Raw genomic sequence first — 18560 nt, 5'->3', positions numbered from 1 at the left:
ACGGGCCGAACATGCCGAATACGGCGAATATACGGCCCGCACCCCCGGTGCCGCTCGGGCACGGCCGGGCGGCGCCGCCGTCAGCCGAAGAACACCCCGGCCTCCGTGTACAGGGCGGGGTCGACCGTCTTCAGCCTGGCGGTGGCCTCCGCGATCGGGACGCGGACGATGTCGGTGCCGCGCAGCGCCACCATCTTGCCGAAGTCGCCGTCGCGGACGGCCTCGATGGCGTGCAGCCCGAAGCGGGTGGCGAGCCAGCGGTCGAAGGCGCTGGGCGTCCCGCCGCGCTGGACGTGCCCGAGAACCGTGGTGCGGGCCTCCTTGCCGGTGCGCCGCTCGATCTCCTTGGCCAGCCACTCGCCGACTCCGGAGAGCCGGACGTGCCCGAAGGAGTCCAGGCTGCCGTCCTTGAGCACCATGTCGCCGTCCTTGGGCATGGCGCCCTCGGCGACGACGACGATCGGCGCGTACGAGGCCTTGAAGCGCGAGGTCACCCAGGCGCAGACCTGGTCCACGTCGAAGCGCTGCTCGGGGATGAGGATGACGTTCGCGCCGCCGGCCAGCCCCGAGTGGAGGGCGATCCAGCCCGCGTGGCGGCCCATCACCTCGCAGACGAGGACGCGCATGTGCGATTCGGCGGTGGTGTGCAGCCGGTCGAGGGCCTCGGTCGCGATGTTGACCGCCGTGTCGAAGCCGAAGGTGTAGTCGGTGGCGGAGAGGTCGTTGTCGATGGTCTTCGGTACGCCGACGACGTTGATGCCGTACTCGTCGCCGAGGCGCGCGGCGACGCCCAGGGTGTCCTCGCCGCCGATCGCGATGAGCGCCTCGACCTCCTGCTTGACGAGGTTCTCCTTGATTCTGCGGATGCCGTTCTCGTGCTTGAGGGGGTTGGTGCGCGAGGAGCCGAGGATGGTGCCGCCCCGCGGGAGGATCCCGCGCACGGCGGGGATGTCGAGCCGTACGGTGTCGCCTTCGAGCGGCCCCCGCCAGCCGTCCCGGTAGCCGACGAAGTCATAGCCGTACTCCTGCACGCCCTTGCGGACAATGCCCCGGATGACGGCGTTGAGCCCGGGGCAGTCGCCGCCTCCGGTCAGTACTCCGACCCGCATGGAAAGTCCCTTCGCCACGTTTGGCTGTCGGACTCACGCTAATAGTGACCCACGTCACTTCGGCATGGTGCGGACGGGCTGTTCCGGTGAATTGTCGGGTGGTTGACCGATAATCACCCGGAAGACGGCACCGCGGGCGGTCAGGCCCCGTCCAGTCCGCGCTCTATGGCGTAGCGGACCAGCTCGACCCGGTTGTGGAGCTGGAGCTTGCCCAGGGTGTTCTGGACGTGGTTCTGGACGGTGCGGTGGGAGATGACCAGGCGCTCGGCGATCTGCTTGTAGCTCAGGCCCTTGGCGACCAGGCGCAGCACCTCGGTCTCCCGGTCGGTGAGCTGCGGGGCCCTCGGTTCGTCGGTGCCCGTGGCCGGGGCGGGTTCCGAGGCCAGCCGGCGGTACTCGCCGAGGACCAGACCCGCGAGGCCCGGGGTGAACACGGGGTCGCCCGCGGCCGTGCGGCGCACCGCGTCGGTCAGCTCCTCCGCGGACGCCGACTTCAGGAGGTAGCCGGTCGCGCCGGACTTCACCGCCTCCAGCACGTCGGCGTGCTCGCCGCTGGCCGACAGGACCAGGACGCGCAGCGACTGGTCGGCGCCGACCAGTTCCTTGCAGACCTGGACACCGGGCTTGGCGGGCAGGTTCAGATCGAGGACGAGGACGTCGGGTGCGGCCGCCAGCGCGCGGCGCACGGCCTGTTCGCCGTCGCCCGCGGTCGCGACCACGTCGAACCCGGCGGCCTCCAGGTCACGGGCCACGGCGTCGCGCCACATGGGGTGGTCGTCCACGACCATGACCTTGATGGGGTTCTCCCCCGTCCGCGGCTGGTCCGCGGTCCCGCCCGTCATCGTCCTACCGTCGCCTTCGTCATCGCGTCTTCGCCTTCCCCCGCGCGTCCTTCGGTACCTTCAGCTCGACCTCGGTGCCCTGTCCGGGTACGGAGATCAGTTCGGCCGTGCCGCCCAGCTCGCGCAGCCTGCCGCGGATCGAGAGCGCCACTCCGAGCCGCCCCTCGTCCTCGGCCTGGGCGAGCCGCCCCTCCGGAATGCCGGGGCCCTCGTCGCGGACCGTCACGATCACGGCGTCCGGCTCGTCCTCGACCAGGATCCAGGCGCGGGCGTCCTCGCCCACGTGCCTGCGGACATTGTCCAGGGCGGCGCCCACCGCCGCCGCCACCTCCCGCGCGGCCGGCGGGGCGAGCGGCACCGGCGCGCCGGGCTCGGAGAGCGTCACGCGCGCGGTGGCGTACGGGGCGAGCAGAACCCGCAGGTCGAGGGGACCTGCGGGTTCCTCGTCGTCGGGTTCGTCGACGGCGAGCACCAGCGCGCCGAGCGCGGCGTCCTGCGACACCCGGGAGACGGGCACGAGCCCGCCCGACACGAGCGTGCGCAGCGCGGCCTCCTGCTCGCCGGCCATCCGGCCGAGCTCCGCGGCCTCGCCGCCGAGCGCGCTGCCGCGCCGCTGCACCATGGCGAGGACCTGGAGCACACCGTCGTGGATGTCCCGGGCGAGCCGTTCCCGCTCGCGGGTGGCCGCCTCGATCTCCAGGGCACGGGCGAGGGTGCGCTCGGAGGCGCGGGCGACCTCGACGACGTAGCCGATGGCGATGGAGGCGACCCAGACGAGGATCACGTTGTGCACGGTGTCCCGGGTCGGGGAGCCGCGCTCGACGATGTTGGCCGCGGCGACGAGCGTGGAGGCGAAGGCCGCCCACCGCCAGCCGCCCTTGATGGCGAAGGCCAGCACGGCGCCGGCCGTCCAGATCGACGGCAGCGTCGGGCCGCCCGCGTCGATGCGCGAGGCGGAGTCCGCGACGCGGGTGAGCAGGATGCCGGTCAGCGCGACGGTGAGGTCGGCGGCGAGGAACCGCTTGGTGCAGTTGGCCGCGCCGGAGACCCTGGGGAGCGTGGCCAGCGTCCAGACGAGCAGGAACGCGAAGAACGCGACGGCCACCCACGGACGGTCGAACTTGTCGTACGCGGTGGCGAAGAGCCCGATCGCGTACAGCACGGTCAGTACCCGGTAGCCGGTCAGGGCACGCCACAGCGGCTGCTCGACCGACATCCTCATGACTCTCTCGCGCTTGGCCATGCCCCCCACCCCACCCTGCCGACGTCCCTACGGACGCTCCTGGGAGCCGGACCGTTGCCTGTCGGCGGCCCCGGTCTCTCCCCCGTCCCCCGAACCGGCCGGCGGACCGGCCTGTTCCGCGCTCGGTGCCGCGGTCTGCGCCTCGGCGGCGTCCTGCCCGTCGGGCACGGCCGGCTCCCCGGAAGCGGCCTGCTCCCCCGGCCGCTCTCCCGCCGGCTCCTGCTCCGCCGACTCCCGCTGGGCCGACTGCTGCTGGGCCGACTGCTGCTCGGCCTGTGCCTCGGCCTGTTCCCTGGCCGCCTGCTTCTCGGCCTGGGCGAGCGCCGCCCTGGCCGCCTTCTCGGCTTCCTTCTCCGCCTTCGCCGCATCCGCGATCTGCCGCTTCGCGGCCGTCGCGTACATGTCGACGTACTCCTGGCCGGACAGCTTCATGATCTCGTACATGACCTCGTCGGTCACCGCGCGGAGCACGAACCGGTCGTGCTCCATGCCGTGGTACCGGCTGAAGTCCAGCGGCTTGCCGATGCGGATGCCCGGACGCATCAGCTTGGGCATCAGCTTGCCCGGCGGCTGGATCTTCTCGGTGTCGATCATCGCCACCGGGATGACGGGCGCGCCGGTGGCGAGGGCCACGCGCGCGAGGCCGCCGGGCTTGCCGCGGTAGAGGCGGCCGTCGGGCGAACGCGTGCCCTCCGGGTAGATGCCGAACAGCTCACCGCGCTCGATCACGTCGATGCCGCTCTTGATGGCCGCCTCGCCCGCGCCGCGCGCGCCGGAACGGTCCACGGGGAGCTGGCCGACGCCCTTGAAGAAGGCGGCCGTCATCCGGCCCTTGATGCCCGGGGTGGTGAAGTACTCGGCCTTCGCGATGAAGGTCACCTTGCGTTCCAGGACCGCCGGCAGGAAGAACGAGTCCGAGAACGAGAGGTGATTGCTCGCCAGGATCGCCGGGCCCTCGGCGGGGATGTTCTCGAGGCCTTCCACCCAGGGCCTGAAGGCGAGCTTCAGCGGCCCTCCGATGGAAAACTTCATTGCGCCGTAGATCACCCGCGTGCCTCCTGTGTCGTAGATCAGACCTTAACCCGGAGCACCGTCGAAGGACCCGACGACCCTGGTCGGTGTCAGTACGGTCGCGTACGGTGAAGCACACCCGGAGTCGTTTTCCGCCCAACTCATGAACAGGAGACCGAGGTGCCGGTCCTTCCTGGAGCCGAGCCGTTCCGCCACGACGGCGGAGAGGTCGGCGTCCTTCTCTGCCACGGTTTCACCGGCTCCCCGCAGTCACTGCGTCCCTGGGCTGAACATCTCGCCGACCGCGGTCTGACCGTCGCGCTGCCGCTGTTGCCCGGGCACGGCACCCGCTGGGAGGACATGCAGCTCACGGGCTGGCAGGACTGGTACGCAGAGGTCGACCGCGAACTGCGCGCGCTGCGCGCGACCTGCTCGCGCGTCTTCGTCTTCGGGCTCTCGATGGGCGGCGCGCTGGCCCTGCGGCTCGCGGCCAAGCACGGCGACGAGATCGACGGCGTCGTGGTCGTCAATCCGCTGAACAAGGTGCACGGCACCGCCGCGCGCCTACTGCCGGTCCTCAGGCACCTGGTTCCGTCGACGAAGGGCATCGCGAGCGACATCGCGAAGGAGGGCTCCGAGGAGATCGGCTACGGCCGGGTGCCGCTGCACGCCGCGCATTCGATGCGCCGGCTGTGCGCGGTCGTGGACGCGGAGCTGCCGCAGGTCACCCAGCCGCTCCTGCTGCTGCACAGCCTCCAGGACCATGTGGTCTCCCCCGCCGACTCGGCGCGCATCCTCGCGCGGGTGTCCTCCACGGACGTGACGGAGATCGTGCTGGAACAGAGTTACCACGTCGCGACGTTGGACCACGACGCGGACCGGATCTTCGAGGAGAGCCACTCCTTCGTCACCCGGATCGCGCCCGGTGCCGGCAAGGAGGCCGACGCCGGTCGGGTGGGATCGCAGGAAGGGACGGCAGCCGGTGACTGAGCACGACGCGGACCGCGGCGACTCCGAGGAGAAGGGCGTGCCCGTGGGCGAGCCGCTCGACGGGGCTCGCGGCGAGGGGCCCGGCGACGCGCTCACCGGGTCGGCGGGGGCCGGGGACCCGCTCGGCGAATCGTCCGGTGACGCCCGCGGGACGTCCGGGGGCGACGAGCAGAGCGTGCCCTTCGACGAGGAGGCCGCCTGGAAGTCGATCGTCGAGGGATACGGCGAGGAGCCGCCGGACCCGCCCGGCTCGCGGCCGTTCCGGTCGATCGAGGACCTGGCGCTCCCCGAGCCCGGGCCGGACACGGACTCCGGGACCGACGGCGGTGCCGGGGACGGCGCCGGCGAGGACGGCGGCACCCCGGCTCCGGAAGCCGGGTCGTCGCCGGAAGCCTCCGGCGACGGGCCCTCCGCCGTGAAGCCGCTCGGCAGTTCCATCTCGTTCGCGCCCGGTGTCGGCGGCCCGCGGGACTACAGCGCGCCCGAGCCGTCCGAGGACGACTTCGACGGGGACGACGAGGGCCACTTCGTGCCGCCCGAGCCGCCTCCGCTGCCGGCCGCGGACACGACCGCCAAGTTCGCCTGGCTCGGCGTGCTCGGCGGCCCCGCCGTGCTGCTGCTGGCCGTCCTGTTCGGCTGGGACATGACCTGGTGGCTCACCACCCTCGGCATCGGCGGTTTCCTCGGCGGCTTCGCCACCCTGGTGACGCGCATGAAGGACGACGACGAGGACCACGAGGACCCGGGGCGCGGCGCGGTGGTCTGACCGCGCCGGGTACGGCGGATGGGTGCGGGCGCGGTGGGTTCCGGCCCTGGCGGCAGCCGGTGTCGCGGCCGCGGTGAAGGATTTCGGTCCGTTTCCTAGAGGGAGGCGGGCACTCTGAGGGCGGCCAGTACGGGCAGGTGGTCCGTGGCCGCCCTCAGGTCCGTTTCGCTCACGCCGGTCAGGCCCAGCGGCACCCCGCAGCCGAGGACCTCGATCCCGGGCGTGGCGAAGACGGCGTCGATACGCCGATGGGGCCCCGCGAACGTCCAGGTGTGCTCCCCACCCCACGGCCGGGTCGCCCAGCCGTCCTGGAGCGCGCCCGCCAGTCGGCGGAACGTCGGCCCTCCCGGGCCCTCGTTGAGATCTCCGCCCGCGACGGCGTGTGGGGTGCCGAGGCCGGCGAGACGGTCGAGGAGCATGCCGCCCTGCTCCTGGCGCTCGTCCTTCTGGAGCGAGAGATGGCAGCTCAGCACGCCGAGCCGGGCGCCCCCGAACCGCACGACCGCCGTGGCGAAGCCCCGGCGGTGCTGCCCGGGGGTGAGCGGGAGCAGGACGTCCTCGGTGCGTTCCACGGTGGCCCGCAGCGTGCACAGCAGCGCGGGCCCGGAGGCGGTGGCGCCTCCCGACAGGATGACGAGATCGGAGGCGGCCGCGAGCCGTGCCAGCTTCTTGCGCCAGCGGAAGAAGCGGGGCGCCTCCTGGACCAGGACGAGGTCCGGTGCGCAGGCGCTGATCACCCGGGCGAGCGCGTCGGTGTCGTCGCGCATCGAGCGGATGTTGTAGCTGAGCACACGGATGACGGCCGAGCCGTCGGCTTCGGTGCGGGACTCGGGCAGCGGACTGGCGGAGGACCTGGTCGGCATGGCGATCAAGATACGCGCCCGAAGCCCCCGGAACGGGCCGAAGCGGCACATGGCTCACCCTCGGTCGGCACCCCGCAGGTGGAACGGCGTTCCGGACGCGCCGGAGAGCCCCTCGATCGGGTGAGATGGAGGCGAGGGTGTGCAGCGGCGGCCCTGGAGGGGGGTGGGGTGCGGCAGACGCCGGGGGTCTGCCGGGGGTCTGCCCGGGGTCTGCCGGGGGAGAGAACACAGCTGCGCCCGCCGACCTGTGCGGGGGCGGCGGGCGCTGGCGTGCGGTACGGGTGGGATCTACATGATCGGGTCGGGCTCCCGGGCCAGGTCCGCCGCTCCGACGAGACCCGCCTTGTTGCCGAGCTGCGCGGCGATCACATCGGCGACCGGACGCCAGTTGCCGCCGACCAGCCAGCGCTTGTACGACTTGCGGATCGGGTCGAGGACCAGCTCGCCCTCGTCCGACAGACCGCCGCCGACGATGAACGCGGACGGGTCGAAGAGCGAGGCCAGGTCGGCCAGACCCGCGCCGGCCCAGCGGGCCAGCTCACGGTAGGAGTCCACCGCGACGGGGTCGCCCTGCCGGGCCGCCATGGAGATGTGCTTGCCCTCGATGCCGTCCGGCGTGCCGTCGCCGAGCCCCAGGAGGACCTCCGCCGCCTCCGGGGTCGCGTTGGCGCGCTGCTTGGCGTACCGGACGAGCGCGCGCCCGGAGGCGTACTGCTCCCAGCAGCCCTGCGAGCCGCAGCCGCACAGCAGGCCGTCCGGCACCATCCGGATGTGACCGAATTCCGCGGCCACACCGAAGTGGCCGCGGCGCAGCTTGTTGCCGATGATGATGCCGCCGCCGAGGCCCGTGCCCAGGGTGATGCAGATGACGTTGCGGTGGCCCTTGCCCGCGCCGAACTTGTACTCGCCCCAGGCGGCCGCGTTCGCGTCGTTCTCCACGACGACCGGAAGGCCCACACGCCGCTCGACCTCGGCCTTGAGCGGTTCGTTGCGCCAGTCGATGTTCGGGGCGAAGTAGACCGTCGAGCGCTGGCGGTTCACATATCCGGCGGCACCGATGCCGACACCGACGATGTCGTGCCCGGCCCGTGCGCCCTCCACGGCCGAGGCGATGGCGTCCACGATGGCCTGCGGCGTGCCCGGGGTCGGCACCTTGTGGGTCGAGAGGATATTGCCTTCCTCGTCGACCACACCGGCCGCGATCTTCGTGCCGCCGATGTCGACGCCGATGGTGAGTCCCATGAATCCCTCAGTTTCGGTCGAGCCCCGCTACGGCCAACCGTACCCGAGGGGCGATTAGTCCAAGTCGATGTGTTCGCCCGGACCGGACTCGTCGTCGCGGGAAGCCGTGTCCCGAGTGGTCCAGCGACGCTCCTGGTTCTCGACGGCCGAGCGGTACGCGGCGAGCAGTTCCGAGCCGGCGGCGGCGAGATGGTCGAAGACCTCGGGGTTGCGCTCCAGCACCGGTTCCACGGCGGCCTTGGCCTGCTGCACGACCTGGCTGACCATCTGCTGGGCGGTGCCGGAGGCGACCGCGCCGAACAGCGGCGACTGGAGTCCGGAGAGCTTGTCGGCGACGGCGTCGACGAGTTTGCGCAGTTCCTCGGCGGCCGAGCCGGGCGGCGGGCCCTGCTGGGCGCGGCGGCGGGCCTTCTCCTCGGCGAGGTCCTCGGCGCAGGCCGTCGCCCAGGCGTCGTCGTCGGTGGCGTGCGCTTCCTCGACGCGTACCTCGTCGACACGCACCTCGTCGCCCGTATCCTCCTGAGCGGCGTCGGACGGTGGGCGCTCTTCGCTCATGGCGGGACTCCTGCCTACGTTTCCTTGCTCTCGACGTTACCCGAACGGGGGTATCCCGTTCACCGTGCCGGTGCCCCGGATCGGGGCTCCCTCACTTCTCGCGCGGCCACAGCCCGGGGTCCGGCGTGAAGCGGACGCGCAGCTCGCCCTCGCGGAGCGCCGCTCCGGCCACCGTGCAGCGGCGGAGCGCGGAGGGGAGCGGGACGATCCTGCGGAACTGGCCGACGGACACGACGAGTTCGTCGCCGCGCCGGATGAGGTCGAGTTCGTCGCGTATCGCGCCGGGCAGCGGAATGTGCCACACGAGCACGCCGTCGTCGGCGAGACGGTCGGTGACGGGCCACTCGACCGGGGTGGGTGCGGTGTTGACGCCGGGGACGGGAAGCGCGGCGAGGTCGTCCGTGCCGCGCGGGTCGTGGCCGCGGTGCGGGACCTCGTGGACCGCGTACGTCTCGCGCCACTCGTCCAGGGCCTTGCGCTGCTGCGCCGCGAGGGCTCCCAGCCAGGCGTCGTTGGTGGCGCCGGGCAGGACCCGGTTGGCGACGAGGGTGTCGACGGGCAGTCCGCGCAGGGCGAGCGCGGTGGCGGCGGTGCGGACGGCGTCCGTGCCGGCGGGTCCGGGTTCGGCGACCAGCCGTACGGTCGTGGCGCGGTCCTCGACCACCGCCTGCACGGCGGCCAGCTCGATGTCCCAGCGCCCCGCGGTCTCGTACAGCCACTCGGCGGGCATCGGAACGCCCGCGAGCCGCCCGAGGACCGGGCGCAGGGCACGGGCCGCCTGGCGCTCCGGCGGGAGCAGACGGCGCAGGTAGCGGCGCAGTTCCTCGGGCAGGGCGAGGAGGGCGAGGGCCTGGGGGGCCGGGGGCAGGTCCACGACGAGCAGGCCGTACGTCTCCGACAGTGCGGCGTCGCGCAGGGCGCGCAGGAGGGCCAGTTCCTCGGCGCCGGGGAGCGGGGTGACCTCCTCGGCGTCCAGGCGGGAGGCGCCGAGGAGGTCGAGGGCCGTGGTCGCGCGGCGCTGGAAGGCGGTGAGGTCGTCGCGGAAGCGGGCGGCGGCGTCGGGGCGCCAGGCGGTGAGGCCGGGGGCGGCTTCCACGGGGTCGGGGCCGGTGGGGACGCCGAGGGCGGCGCCGAGCGTGTCGGTGCGGTCCGCGGTGAGCACCAGGGTGCGGGTGCCCTCGCGGGCGGCCTGCAGCGCGGTGGCCGCGGCGACGGTGGTACGGCCTGTGCCGCCTTGGCCGGTGATCAGGATGGTGCGCATGGGGCTGAACGCTACCGCTGCGCCGACCTCGCCGGTTCCCGGGACCACCGCTCAGGTGGGTGGACGGGCCGAGGCCGCGTCGGCACAGCCGCCCGTCGGCCTCGGGAGGTCGGGCCCCGTCCGGTGACGGGTCGGGGGCGTGCCGGCAGAACCGCCCGCCGGCCTCGGCGGTTCGGGATCGGTCCGGTGGGTGGGTCGGGGCCGCGCCGGTGCATCAGGCCGCCGCTGTCGGGCAGAGAAGTGACCGTTAGTGGCGACGGCCATCGATGTACCGGCACGTCCCCTCACGCCGGATCCCGACTGCGGGTGCGAGATCCATCCGCACAGGCAACGTTCCGGGCGCCCGGATCCCGACTGCGGGTGCGAGATCCGTCCGCACGGGCGACGTTTCGGGCGCGGGGCAACACTCATCCCCCGCCGGCAAAAGTTCCAGCCCTGGCCAGCAAAGGTTCCAGCCCCGACTGGGCAAGTTCCAGCCCCCGCTGGCGAAGGTTCCAGCCCCGGCCGGGAGAATCCAGCCCCTCCGGGGCGGATCCCCACGCGGTCACCCCTTGAGCGCGGGACCAGATTTCAGCCCCTCCGGCGTTTGAGGAGCGGGGTCTGGGGCGGAGCCCCAGGGGTCGCCTCTCGGGTGCCGGGCAACATCCCAGCCCCTCCGGCGTTTGAGGAGCGGGGACCGGGGCGGAGCCCCAGGGTGGGATGGGTAGGGGCGGAGGGGGCGAGGATGGGGGTGCGGGGGCCGCCGGGACCCCGGGCGGGGGGTGGTGCCGGGGACGAGCGGGCCGGGGGTGAGGGTGGGCCCCCCTGGGGGACTAGGCGGTTTCCTCTACGCGCTTCTTGAGGCCGGCCAGGGCCCGGTCGATGATGACCTTCTCGGCCTTGCGCTTGATCATGCCGAGCATGGGGATCTTGACGTCGACGGTCAGCCGGTAGGTGACCTCGGTCGCCCCCTCGCCCGCGGGCTTGAGAAGGTACGAGCCGTCCAGCGACCGGAGCATCTGGGACTTGACCAGGGTCCAGGAGACCTCGTGGTCCCCGGTCCAGGTGTAACCCAGCGTCTGGTCGTCCTTGATGGCCCCGGCGTCCATGACCAGACGGACCTGCTCGGCACGGCCGAGCTCGTCCGACTTGAGAACCTCCGCCTCCTTCACCTCACCCGTCCAGTCCGGGTACCGGGCGAAGTCGGCGATCACCGCCATGACGTCAGCCGGTGCCGCCTCGATCGTGATGCTCGAACTGGTGTGTTCCGCCATCGCGGTGGCTCCTCCAGATGCGGTCCGGTGAGGGAGGGTGGTGCGCACGTGTGTGCAGCGTGAAGGCTACCGCGCACGGCCGCGGGCGCCGTCACCCCACCTGGCCTTCAGCGCCGTCGCGGCGTCACCACTCCAGCACCCAGGGGCGGCCCGACCCCGCGAAGTGCCCCACATTCACGCATTCCGTCGCCCCCACGCGCATCCGCCGGGCGAGCGGCTGGTGGACGTGGCCGAAGAGCGCGTACCGGGGGCGCGTGCGCCGGATCGCGTCCAGGAGAGCGCGCGAGCCGCGCTCGAAACGGCGCGCCACGGTGTCGTAGACGAGCTCCGGCACCTCCGGCGGAATGTGCGTGCACAGCACGTCGACCTCGCCGACGGCCTCGATCTTGGCCGCGTACTCCTCGTCACTGATCTCGTACGGCGTCCGCATCGGTGTCCGCAGTCCCCCGCCGACGAATCCGAACACGCGGCCGCCGATCTCGACCCGCTCGCCGTCGAGGACGGTGACGCCCGGTCCGGCGTACTCCGGCCACAGGGTCGGCATGTCGACATTGCCGTAGGTCGCGTACGTCGGATTCGGGAAGGCGGCGAACATCTCGGCGTACTGCTTGCGCACCGCCTTCTCGATCACCGCGGCCCGGTCGCTGCCGACGCCCGCCCACAGCCGGGCGCCGAACGCGCGCGCCTCCGCGAAGCGGCGGGCGGTGCGCAGCTCGACGATGCGGTCGGCGTTCTCGACACCGAAGAGGTCCGGGAAGATGCCGCGCGCGTGGTCGGCGTAGTCGAGGAAGAGGACCAGGTCACCGAGGCAGATCAGGGCGTCGGCGCCGTCACCGGCCCGGGCCAGGTCGCGGGCGTTGCCGTGCACGTCACTGACCACATGAATACGCGTCCTCGGACGGCCGACGGGTGTGGATGCCATGACGATCAAGCGTAGGCGGGTGTGGCAAACGTGAACAGAGGCGGCCGGACCTGCGATTACTGGCATGCCCGGAAGGGCGTGGACTACTGTGCGCGCAGGAACGCCACCACGTGTGACGCATGGAACATCTCGCCGGGACCCCCTGTCGAAGAGGCCATACCGGCGGGTAACGTCCGGGCAGTCCAGTCGTACTCAGGATTTCAACAAGTGATCTCTTGAGTACTTGCCCGAGCCTTGGACCGCACCGTCGCATCACACAGAGTCGTGGCGTCGGCGCCCTATGAGGAGCAGCAGTCTTGCGCGAGTTCAGCCTTCCGGCTTTGTACGAGGTCCCTGCGGACGGAAATCTCACGGACATCGTCCGCAGAAACGCCGCGCAGCATCCCGACGTAGCCGTGATCGCCCGCAAGGTGGGCGGCACGTGGACGGACGTCAGCGCCACCACCTTCCTCGCCGAGGTGCGCGCCGCCGCCAAGGGCCTGATCGCCTCGGGCGTGCGGCCCGGTGACCGGGTCGGCCTGATGTCCCGTACCCGCTACGAGTGGACGCTGCTCGACTTCGCGATCTGGAGCGCCGGCGCCGTCACCGTGCCGGTGTACGAGACCAGCTCCCCCGAGCAGGTGCAGTGGATCCTCGGCGACTCGGGCGCGCGGGCCTGCATCGTGGAGCTGCCCGCGCACGCGGCCTCCGTGGAGTCGGTGCGCGACGGGCTGCCCGCCCTCGAGCACGTCTGGCAGATAGAGGCCGGCGGTGTCGAGGAGCTGGGGCGCCTGGGCGCGGACGTCAGCGACGCGACCGTCGAGGAGCGCAGCTCGCTCGCCAAGGCGGACGACCCGGCGACCATCGTCTACACCTCCGGGACGACCGGCCGCCCCAAGGGCTGCGTCCTGACCCACCGCGCCTTCTTCGCGGAGTGCGGCAACATCGTGGAACGGCTGCGCCCGCTGTTCCGCACCGGTGAGTGTTCCGTCCTGCTGTTCCTCCCGCTCGCGCACGTCTTCGGGCGGCTCGTGCAGGTCGCGCCGATGATGGCGCCGATCAAGCTGGGCTGTGTCCCGGACATCAAGAACCTCACGGACGAGCTGGCCGCGTTCCGGCCGACGCTGATCCTCGGCGTGCCGCGCGTCTTCGAGAAGGTCTACAACTCGGCGCGCGCCAAGGCCCAGGCGGACGGCAAGGGCAAGATCTTCGACAAGGCCGCGGACACGGCGATCGCGTACAGCCGCGCGCTGGACACCCCCTCGGGTCCGTCGCTCGGTCTGAAGATCAAGTACAAGACGTTCGACAAGCTCGTCTACAGCAAGCTGCGCGCGGTGCTCGGCGGTCGCGGCGAGTACGCGATCTCGGGCGGTGCCCCGCTGGGCGAGCGGCTCGGCCACTTCTTCCGCGGTATCGGTTTCACGGTCCTGGAGGGCTACGGCCTCACGGAGTCCTGCGCGGCCACGGCCTTCAACCCCTGGGACCGTACGAAGATCGGTACGGTCGGCCAGCCTCTGCCCGGCTCGGTCATCCGTATCGCCGACGACGGCGAGGTGCTGCTGCACGGCGAGCACCTGTTCAAGGAGTACTGGAACAACGAGGCCGCGACCGCCGAGGCGCTGGCCGACGGCTGGTTCCACACCGGTGACATCGGCACCCTCGACGAGGACGGTTACCTCCGGATCACCGGCCGCAAGAAGGAGATCATCGTCACCGCGGGCGGCAAGAACGTCGCCCCGGCCGTCATTGAGGACCGCATCCGTGCGCACGCGCTGGTCGCGGAGTGCATGGTGGTCGGCGACGGGCGTCCGTTCGTGGGCGCGCTGGTCACGGTCGACGAGGAGTTCCTGGGCCGCTGGGCCGCGGAGCACGGGAAGCCGGCCGGGTCCACGGCGGCTTCGCTGCGCGAGGACGCCGACCTGATGGCCGCCATCCAGGACGCCATCGACGACGGCAACGCCGCGGTGTCCAAGGCGGAGTCGGTCCGCAAGTTCCGGATCCTGGCGCACCAGTTCACCGAGGAGTCGGGGCACCTGACGCCGTCGCTGAAGCTGAAGCGGAATGTGGTGGCCAAGGATTACGCGAACGAGATCGAGGCCATCTATCGGGGCTGACGCCCGGGCGACCGATTCCCACCCCGGCCCGAGACAACGGCTCAGCCCCCTCCACTTGAGGGGGCCGAGCCGTTTCCGTCCCCGAGGGCGTTGGCCCGGTTCTGCCGGTCGAGGTTCCGGCTCCCGCCGCGGGGGCAGGGCCCACTCCGGGCATCAGGCACGTCGTGGTTGCTCGCGCAGTTCCCCGCGCCCCTGAACGCCCGCCCTGACGGGCGCCCGCCAGGGCGCTCTCAGGGGCGCGGGACAAGCGCCCCGTCAGGGGCGCGGGGAACTGCGCGGCCAACCCCCCGGGGGCTGCAGCCGCCCGGAGTCCGCAAGCGGCAGCCCGGCGGGCGTGGCGCGCAAGCGCCCGTCAGGGGCGCGGGGAACTGCGCGGCCAACCAACGGCGGGCCGCAGACACCCGGAATCCGGAAGCGGCAGCCCGGCGGGCGCGGCGCGCAAGCGCCCGTCAGGGGCGCGGGGAGCTGCGCGGCGGGCCGCAGGCGACCGGAGGTCGGAAGTGGCAGCCCGGTGGGCGCGGACGGGAAAGGCTAGAGCAGCTGCCGCAGGTGTTCGGCCAAGAGGTCCCAGCGCCACTTCTCCTCGACCCAGGAACGCCCCCGTTCGCCCATGCGGCGGCGGAGTTCCGGGTCACCCAGCAGGGTGACGATGCGGTCGGCGGCCTCCTCGGCGGAGCCGCCGCGGACGACCCAGCCGGTCTCACCGTCGAGCACGGCGTCCGGCGCGCCCCCCGAGTCACCGGCCACCACCGGAAGACCCGTCGCCGACGCCTCCAGGTAGACGATGCCGAGTCCCTCGACGTCGAGTCCGCCCCTGCGCGTCCGGCACGGCATCGCGAACACGTCACCGGCCCCGTAGTGCGCGGGCAGTTCCGACCAGGGCACCGCCCCGGTGAATCGGACCGAGCCCGCGACCCCGGTCTCGTTCGCGAGCTTGCGCAGGTCGTTCTCGTACGGCCCGCCCCCGACGATCAGCAGCACCGCGTCCGGCTCCTTGGCCAGGATCTGCGGCATCGCGAGGACGAGGGTGTCCTGACCCTTGCGCGGGACGAGGCGGGAGACGCAGACGACGACGGGCCGGTCTCTCAGGCCGAGCCGGGCCCGGACCTCGTCTCCGCCCGAGCCGGGGTGGAAGGTCCGCTCGTCGACACCGGGCGGCAGCTGCACCATGCGCGCGGCCGCCTCGGGGCTCAGCGCGGAGGCGATCCGCGAGCGGGTGTACTCCCCGAGGTAGGTGATCGTGTCGGTGGACTCACCGATCCGGCGCAGCAGCGTCCGGGCGGCGGGCAGCTGGGCCCACCCGGCCTCGTGGCCGTGCGTGGTCGCCACGAGGCGGGTCGCGCCGGCTCTGCGCAGGGCCGGCGCCATCAGCCCGAGCGGCGCGGCCGCCCCGAACCACACCGACGTACAGCCGTGCTCCCGCAGCAGGCCGACGGCCCGCCGGGTGGCACCCGGCGTCGGGAGCAGCATGGTCGTTCGGTCCCGTACGACGGTGAAGGGCTGCTCGGCGTCGAACGCGGCGGTCGCCTCGGCGCCCTCCTGCCCGCGCTTCCAGGTCGAGGCGTAGACGACGAGCCGCTCGGGGTCCAGGCGCAGCGCCATGTTGTGCAGAAACGCCTGGATGCCGCCGGGGCGGGGCGGGAAATCGTTCGTCACGATCAGGGTCTTGTGCATCGTGTTCGACACTATCGAACCTATACTCACAGCTCCGCATGGCCGCGCTTGACGGCTCGTACACAGACCGGCGCGTCACCCTGGGTCCGCGAAAAGCGTGGCGGCCGGACGCACAGGGATTCCGGACGATGAGAGCCAGGTGGGCATGACCGGGGCACGGAGCACGAGGTTCCCCTTCGGCATGGCCGCACTCCTCGCGGTCTGGGGCCTGACCAGACTGGCACTGCTGCTCTTCGTGGCCAAGGTGTACGTCTTCCCCGGCCCGGACGTCACGAGCGACGTCTCCGTGATCTACCACGGCTGGTACGAGGTCCTGCGGGACGGCCGTTTCCCGCTGCACGACGTCACCTGGCAGTACCCGCCGGCCGCGTCCCTCGCGATCCTCTCCCCCGGCCTGCTGCCCTTCCTCGACTACGCGCACGCCTTCTTCGTGCTGGCCTTCGTCGCCGACCTGGTCGCCTTCGGGCTGTTCCTGTACGCGGGCTCGCGCCCCGGCAAGAGCGTGCGCGGCGCCTGGGTGTGGGTGATCGGGGTCCCGCTGCTCGGGCCGACGGTGTACGCCCGCTACGACGTGATGGTGACGGCCGTCGCGGTCGCCGCGCTGTTCGCGGGCTCCCGCCACCCCCGGGTGATGGGCTTCCTCACGGGCTTCGGCGCGATGGTGAAGGTGTGGCCGGTGCTGCTCCTGCTCGGCGCCGTGCGCCGCCGGGCCTGGGCCTGGGCGGCGGGGACGGCGACCGGGATCGCGGCGCTGTTCTTCGCGACGATGCCGGGCGCGTTCGCGTTCCTGACCTTCCAGCGCGACCGCGGCACCGAGGTGGAATCGCTCGGCTCCCTGGTCTTCCACGTGGCCAGGCACCACGGCTGGAACGGGCGGGTGCTGCTCAACTACGGCTCGGTGGAGTTCGTCGGTCCCTACGTCGACGTGGTGAGCACGGCGGCCCTGGTCCTGACCGGGATGGCCTTCGGCTGGCTGCTGCTGTGGCGGTTGTGCGCCAAGCGGTTCCTGTCGCACACGCTCGCCGACGCGGCGTTCGTCGCCGTCCTGATGTTCACCACCACGAGCCGGGTCATCAGCCCGCAGTATCTGGTGTGGCTCGTCGGCATCGCCGCGGTCTGCCTGTGCTTCCGGGCGAGCCGGATGCTGCTGCCCGTCCTCCTGGTGCTGGTGGCGTGCTTCGTGACGGTGCTGGAGTTCCCGATCTGGTTCGCGGACGTGGTCAACAGCACGGATCTCGGCATCACCCTCCTCGTGCTGCGCAACGGTCTGCTGGTGGCCGCCTCGGTGCTGGCCGCCCGGGAGCTGTGGCGCTCCACCGTCTCCGGGCCGGCGCCGGACCTCCCCGCTCAGGCGGCCCGCGCCAAGGAGACCCTGGCGTCCTGATGACGCCCGGCCCGCGCGCTCCGCCGGGCCCACAGCCACAGGGCCGCGCACTGCACCGTCATGGACAGCGCGAGGGCCAGGCAGATGCCCGCGAGCCCCAGTCCGGACAGGGCGAGGGCGAGGGGAAGCTGGACGGCCGTGCCGGTCAGGGTCATCCGCAGCAGCACCGGCGCTCCCCCGCTGCCCTCGAAGACCCCGCCGAGGGCGATGAAGCAGGCCATCAGCAGCAGGTAGGGGCCGACGCAGCGCAGGAACAGCACGCCGTCGTGGGCGACGGCGGGGCCGGCGCCGAAGGCCCGCATGATCCAGGGAGCCAGGGCGGCGAGCAGCCCGGCGGCGAGGAGGCCGACGGTCCCCGAGACGAGGACGGCCTGGCGTCCGATGGCGCCCCGCTCGTCACGGCCGGCGCCCCGGCTGTGCGCGGTGTGGATCGAGGCGGCCTGCCGGACCGAGTAGAACGCCATGGTGGCGACGTACATGACCTTGTAGGCGATCGCGTAGGCCGCGACCGCCGTGGTGCCGAGGCGGGCCACGATCGCGACCAGGACCAGGGCGCCGCCCTGCCGCACGGTGAAGTCGGCGGACATGGGCAGTCCGGTGGTGAGGGTGCGGCGCAAGGCGGCGCCGGTGCCCTCGGAGTGCTTCACACCGGCTGCCTGGGAGAGCAGGGGGTTGCGGCGCAGGGCGCGCAGGCCCGCGGCGAGGGCCACCGAGCGGCACAGCACGGTGGACAGGGCGGCGCCCCGGACGCCGTACGCGTGGATCAGGAACGGGTCGAGGCCGAGGATCAGGCCGTTGGCCAGCAGGGCCAGGCGCATGGGGGTGCGGGTGTCGCCGGCGCCCTTGAGGATGCCGTCGACGAGGTTCTGGGCGAAGAAGACGGCGATGCCGGGCAGGGAGATCGCGAAGTACTGGACGGCGAGGGTCAGGGCGTGCCCGTCGCCGCCGAGCACCAGCCGGGCCAGCGGTTCGCGCAGCAGGAAGCCGCCCAGGGCGATCACCGGGGTGACCGCGGCGCAGAGCGCCCAGCCGCCGCGTACGGCGGCGCGGACCGCGCCCGGATCGCGGGCGCCGCGGGCGTGCGCGACCAGGACGGTGGTGCCGGAGGCGAAGACCAGGGCGACGCCGAGCAGCACGTTCTCGGTGTTCGTCGCGACGGCGACGGCGGCCACGGCGTCACCGCCGAGCCGGGAGACCCAGACGGTGTTGATGATCCCGGCGGCGACGGAGGCGAGCAGCGAGAGGTAGACGGGGTGGGCGAGCGCCATGAGCTGCTTACGGTGGGCGTTCACAGGGGCTCCCTCGATACGAGCTACCTCGTTTAGAGGTAGCTCGATAAGAGGTACCATGGG

Annotated in this window: 15 protein-coding genes and 1 pseudogene; 4 read left to right on the top strand and 12 right to left on the bottom strand. The window is 72.4% G+C overall.

Features of this window, described 5'->3' with window-relative positions; translation table 11 throughout:
* Nucleotides 1–80: 80 nt before the first annotated feature.
* From ACFYYF_RS23985 to ACFYYF_RS23970, 4 genes and pseudogenes are all read right to left on the bottom strand, one after another.
* Nucleotides 81–1109, bottom strand: coding sequence for a 6-phosphofructokinase (locus tag ACFYYF_RS23985; RefSeq protein ID WP_361686081.1), 1029 nt, complete (start codon nt 1107–1109; stop codon nt 81–83).
* A gap of 140 nt (nt 1110–1249) precedes the next feature.
* Nucleotides 1250–1951 (bottom strand): response regulator transcription factor, encoded by a 702-nt coding sequence (locus ACFYYF_RS23980; protein WP_361686079.1) that lies wholly within the window; start codon nt 1949–1951, stop codon nt 1250–1252.
* Between the two features lie 19 nt (nt 1952–1970).
* Nucleotides 1971–3194 (bottom strand): MacS family sensor histidine kinase, encoded by a 1224-nt coding sequence (macS, locus tag ACFYYF_RS23975; protein WP_388778927.1) that lies wholly within the window; start codon nt 3192–3194, stop codon nt 1971–1973.
* Nucleotides 3195–3428: 234 nt separating this feature from the next.
* A pseudogene (locus tag ACFYYF_RS23970) lies at nt 3429–4226 on the bottom strand (lysophospholipid acyltransferase family protein); the annotation flags it as partial.
* A gap of 159 nt (nt 4227–4385) precedes the next feature.
* Here ACFYYF_RS23970 and ACFYYF_RS23965 point away from each other — a divergent pair.
* Nucleotides 4386–5195, top strand: a complete 810-nt coding sequence (locus tag ACFYYF_RS23965) for an alpha/beta hydrolase (RefSeq protein ID WP_388778924.1) — start codon at nt 4386–4388, stop codon at nt 5193–5195.
* Nucleotides 5188–5961, top strand: a complete 774-nt coding sequence (locus ACFYYF_RS23960; protein WP_388778921.1) for a hypothetical protein — start codon at nt 5188–5190, stop codon at nt 5959–5961. Before ACFYYF_RS23965 ends, ACFYYF_RS23960 begins: the two co-directional genes overlap by 8 nt.
* A 95-nt stretch (nt 5962–6056) precedes the next feature.
* Here ACFYYF_RS23960 and ACFYYF_RS23955 read toward each other — a convergent pair whose 3' ends face one another.
* The 6 genes from ACFYYF_RS23955 to ACFYYF_RS23930 form a co-directional block, all read right to left on the bottom strand.
* Nucleotides 6057–6824, bottom strand: coding sequence for an endonuclease/exonuclease/phosphatase family protein (locus ACFYYF_RS23955; protein WP_388778919.1), 768 nt, complete (start codon nt 6822–6824; stop codon nt 6057–6059).
* A 288-nt stretch (nt 6825–7112) separates the two neighbouring features.
* Nucleotides 7113–8066 carry an ROK family glucokinase gene (locus ACFYYF_RS23950; RefSeq protein ID WP_361686071.1) on the bottom strand — a complete coding sequence of 318 codons (954 nt, stop codon included), beginning with the start codon at nt 8064–8066 and terminating at the stop codon, nt 7113–7115.
* A gap of 54 nt (nt 8067–8120) precedes the next feature.
* Nucleotides 8121–8621 (bottom strand): DUF5304 domain-containing protein, encoded by a 501-nt coding sequence (locus ACFYYF_RS23945; protein WP_361686069.1) that lies wholly within the window; start codon nt 8619–8621, stop codon nt 8121–8123.
* Nucleotides 8622–8712: 91 nt separating this feature from the next.
* On the bottom strand, nt 8713–9882 hold the full coding sequence (locus tag ACFYYF_RS23940) for an ArsA-related P-loop ATPase (RefSeq protein WP_365491968.1): 1170 nt from the start codon (nt 9880–9882) through the stop codon (nt 8713–8715).
* An 812-nt stretch (nt 9883–10694) separates the two neighbouring features.
* Nucleotides 10695–11135, bottom strand: a complete 441-nt coding sequence (locus ACFYYF_RS23935) for an SRPBCC family protein (RefSeq protein WP_103552094.1) — start codon at nt 11133–11135, stop codon at nt 10695–10697.
* A gap of 124 nt (nt 11136–11259) precedes the next feature.
* Entirely contained in the window at nt 11260–12015 is a 756-nt protein-coding gene (locus tag ACFYYF_RS23930; protein ID WP_388779207.1) for a metallophosphoesterase, read from the bottom strand.
* Nucleotides 12016–12353: 338 nt separating this feature from the next.
* Here ACFYYF_RS23930 and ACFYYF_RS23925 point away from each other — a divergent pair, with 338 nt between their 5' ends.
* Nucleotides 12354–14150 (top strand): AMP-dependent synthetase/ligase, encoded by a 1797-nt coding sequence (locus ACFYYF_RS23925; protein ID WP_388778914.1) that lies wholly within the window; start codon nt 12354–12356, stop codon nt 14148–14150.
* Nucleotides 14151–14681: 531 nt separating this feature from the next.
* Here ACFYYF_RS23925 and ACFYYF_RS23920 read toward each other — a convergent pair.
* Nucleotides 14682–15824 (bottom strand): glycosyltransferase family 4 protein, encoded by a 1143-nt coding sequence (locus ACFYYF_RS23920; protein ID WP_388778911.1) that lies wholly within the window; start codon nt 15822–15824, stop codon nt 14682–14684.
* 145 nt (nt 15825–15969) lie between these two features.
* Between ACFYYF_RS23920 and ACFYYF_RS23915 the strand changes: the two genes are divergently transcribed.
* Entirely contained in the window at nt 15970–17208 is a 1239-nt protein-coding gene (locus tag ACFYYF_RS23915; RefSeq protein WP_388778910.1) for a glycosyltransferase 87 family protein, read from the top strand.
* Here ACFYYF_RS23915 and ACFYYF_RS23910 read toward each other — a convergent pair.
* Nucleotides 17172–18500, bottom strand: coding sequence for an MATE family efflux transporter (locus ACFYYF_RS23910; RefSeq protein WP_388778907.1), 1329 nt, complete (start codon nt 18498–18500; stop codon nt 17172–17174). The genes ACFYYF_RS23915 and ACFYYF_RS23910 overlap by 37 nt on opposite strands.
* Nucleotides 18501–18560: the final 60 nt, after the last annotated feature.

Source organism: Streptomyces sp. NPDC001914 (genome assembly GCF_042891215.1).
Classification (GTDB): Bacteria; Actinomycetota; Actinomycetes; order Streptomycetales; family Streptomycetaceae; genus Streptomyces.
Note: the sequence above shows the minus strand (reverse complement) of the source record. Positions and strands in the feature narration are given on the sequence as shown.

Bases quoted from the DNA above. Each gene is read 5' to 3' on its own strand.
- ACFYYF_RS23950 (WP_361686071.1), bottom strand. From the start codon at position 8,066: ATGGGACTCACCATCGGCGTCGACATCGGCGGCACGAAGATCGCGGCC.
- ACFYYF_RS23985 (WP_361686081.1), bottom strand. From the start codon at position 1,109: ATGCGGGTCGGAGTACTGACCGGAGGCGGCGACTGCCCCGGGCTCAAC.
- ACFYYF_RS23980 (WP_361686079.1), bottom strand. From the start codon at position 1,951: ATGACGGGCGGGACCGCGGACCAGCCGCGGACGGGGGAGAACCCCATC.
- ACFYYF_RS23915 (WP_388778910.1), top strand. From the start codon at position 15,970: ATGACCGGGGCACGGAGCACGAGGTTCCCCTTCGGCATGGCCGCACTC.
- ACFYYF_RS23920 (WP_388778911.1), bottom strand. From the start codon at position 15,824: ATGCACAAGACCCTGATCGTGACGAACGATTTCCCGCCCCGCCCCGGC.
- ACFYYF_RS23955 (WP_388778919.1), bottom strand. From the start codon at position 6,824: ATGCCGACCAGGTCCTCCGCCAGTCCGCTGCCCGAGTCCCGCACCGAA.
- ACFYYF_RS23940 (WP_365491968.1), bottom strand. From the start codon at position 9,882: ATGCGCACCATCCTGATCACCGGCCAAGGCGGCACAGGCCGTACCACC.
- ACFYYF_RS23935 (WP_103552094.1), bottom strand. From the start codon at position 11,135: ATGGCGGAACACACCAGTTCGAGCATCACGATCGAGGCGGCACCGGCT.
- macS (WP_388778927.1), bottom strand. From the start codon at position 3,194: ATGGCCAAGCGCGAGAGAGTCATGAGGATGTCGGTCGAGCAGCCGCTG.
- ACFYYF_RS23945 (WP_361686069.1), bottom strand. From the start codon at position 8,621: ATGAGCGAAGAGCGCCCACCGTCCGACGCCGCTCAGGAGGATACGGGC.